Origin of the sequence: Streptomyces sp. UNOB3_S3 (assembly GCF_020740895.1) — a bacterium.
In the GTDB taxonomy this organism is placed as follows: domain Bacteria; phylum Actinomycetota; class Actinomycetes; order Streptomycetales; family Streptomycetaceae; genus Streptomyces.
The window spans coordinates 1-2,111 of record NZ_JAILXP010000628.1 but is presented as its reverse complement, the minus strand read 5'-3'; the positions used below and the strand labels follow the sequence as shown (position 1 = coordinate 2,111).

2 protein-coding genes are annotated in these 2,111 nt (G+C 72.4%); both read left to right on the top strand.

Annotated elements, in window-relative coordinates:
- The coding region (locus tag K6I33_RS34495; protein ID WP_229358745.1) for a molybdopterin-dependent oxidoreductase at positions 1-928 on the top strand (928 nt) is incomplete at its 5' end.
- Between the two features lie 38 nt (positions 929-966).
- The coding region (gene nuoH, locus K6I33_RS34490; protein ID WP_229358746.1) for an NADH-quinone oxidoreductase subunit NuoH at positions 967-2,111 on the top strand (1,145 nt) is incomplete at its 3' end.

Sequence of the window (2,111 nt, the reverse complement as noted above, 5' to 3'; positions counted from 1 at the left end):
GGAGGCGGGGGCCCTGCCGGGGCTGCTGCCGGGCGGCCGGCCCGTCACCGACCCCCGGGCGCGCCAGGAGACGGCGGAGGTATGGCGCGTGGCCGAACTGCCGCGCGGCGCCGGCCGGGACACCGGTCAGATCGTGGAGGCGGCGGCCACGGGCGAGCTCGCCGCGCTGCTCGTGGGCGGCGTGGAGGTCGCGGACCTGCCCGATCCGGCGCGGGCCCGCGAGGCGCTGGACGCGGTGGGCTTCCTCGTCAGCCTGGAGCAGCGGCCGAGCGAGGTGTCGGACCGGGCGGACGTGGTGCTGCCGGTCGCGGCCGTCGCCGAGAAGTCCGGGACGTTCCTCAACTGGGAGGGCCGGGCACGGCCGTTCGAGGCGGCGCTCAAGCCGGACCAGCTCGCCGTGCGGCACACGCTGCCGGACTTCCGGGTGCTGCACATGCTGGCCGACGCCATGGACGTGCCGCTCGCCCTGGACGCCCTCCCGGCCGTACGGGCCGAGCTGACGCGGCTGGGGACCTGGGGCGGCGAGCGGCCGGCCGGCCCGGCGGAGCCCGACCGGGCGCCCGCCCGGCCCGAGCGCGGCGAGGCGGTGCTCGCGGGGCACCGGATGCTGCTGGACCGGGGCCGGCTCCAGGACGGGGACGAGGCGCTGGCCGGCACCCGGCACCCGGCGCTCGCCCGGGTGTCGGCGGCGACGGCGGCCGAGGCGGGGGTGCGCGACGGCGAACTCCTCGCCGTGACGGGCCCGCACGGCGCGGTGCGGCTGCCGCTGCGGATCACGCCCATGCCCGACCGGGTGGTCTGGCTCCCGCTGAACTCCGTCGCCGGAGGCGTCACCTCCGGCACCGGGGCGCGGCCGGGCGAAGTGGTGCGCATCGGCGCGGACGCCGGTGACGAGGGTGGAGCGAAGAGGCCGGAGGTGCGGTCGTGAGTCCTGCGCTGAGTCAACTGGCCGCCGAGGACCTGTCGATGTTCGGCAGGGACCCCTGGTGGCTGGTGGTGATCAAGGCCGTCTTCTGCTTCGCGTTCCTGATGGTCACCGTGCTGTTCTCCATCGTCTGGGAGCGCAAGGTCGTCGCCTGGATGCAGCTGCGCATCGGCCCCAACCGGCACGGCCCCTGGGGGCTGCTCCAGTCGCTGGCGGACGGCGTCAAGCTGATGCTCAAGGAGGACGTGATCGTCCGGCGCGCCGACAAGGTCGTCTACGTCCTCGCGCCGGTCGTCGCCGCCATCCCCGCCTTCATGGCCATCGCGGTGATCCCCTTCGGCCCGTCCGGCAACGAGGTCTCGATCCTCGGCCACCGCACGACGATGCAGCTCACCGACCTGCCGATCGCGATCCTCTACATCCTCGCGGTCGCCTCGGTCGGCATCTACGGCATCGTGCTGGCCGGCTGGTCGTCGGGCTCGACGTACCCGCTGCTCGGCGGGCTCCGCTCGTGCGCGCAGATGATCTCGTACGAGATCGCGATGGGCGCGGCCTTCGCGTCGGTCTTCCTCTACTCCGGCTCGATGTCGACCTCGGCGATCGTCGAGGCGCAGCACGACCGCTGGTACATCCTGCTGCTGCCGGTCTCCTTCGTCATCTACATCGCCACGATGGTCGGCGAGACCAACCGGGCCCCCTTCGACATGCCGGAGTCCGAGGGCGACCTGGTCGGCGGCTTCAACACCGAGTACTCGTCCATCAAGTTCGCGATGTTCATGCTCGCCGAGTACGTGAACATGGTGACGGTCTCGGCGGTCGCGACCACCCTCTTCCTGGGCGGCTGGCGGGCCCCGTACCCGCTCTCCGCGTTCTGGGAGGGCGCGAACCACGGCTGGTGGCCGATGCTGTGGTTCGTCGTCAAGGTGCAACTGCTGCTGTTCTTCTTCATCTGGCTGCGCGGCACGCTGCCCCGGGTGCGCTACGACCAGCTGATGAAGCTGGGCTGGAAGGTGCTCATCCCGGTCTCGGTGGTCTGGCTGATGCTCGTCGCCACCGTACGGGCGCTGCGGAACGAGAACTACGCCTTCCAGGACATCGTGCTCTACGTCGGGGGCGGGGTCCTCGGACTCCTGCTGCTGTCGCTGCTCTTCGACATGTTCCACGGGGGCAGGGGCGAGGCGGACGG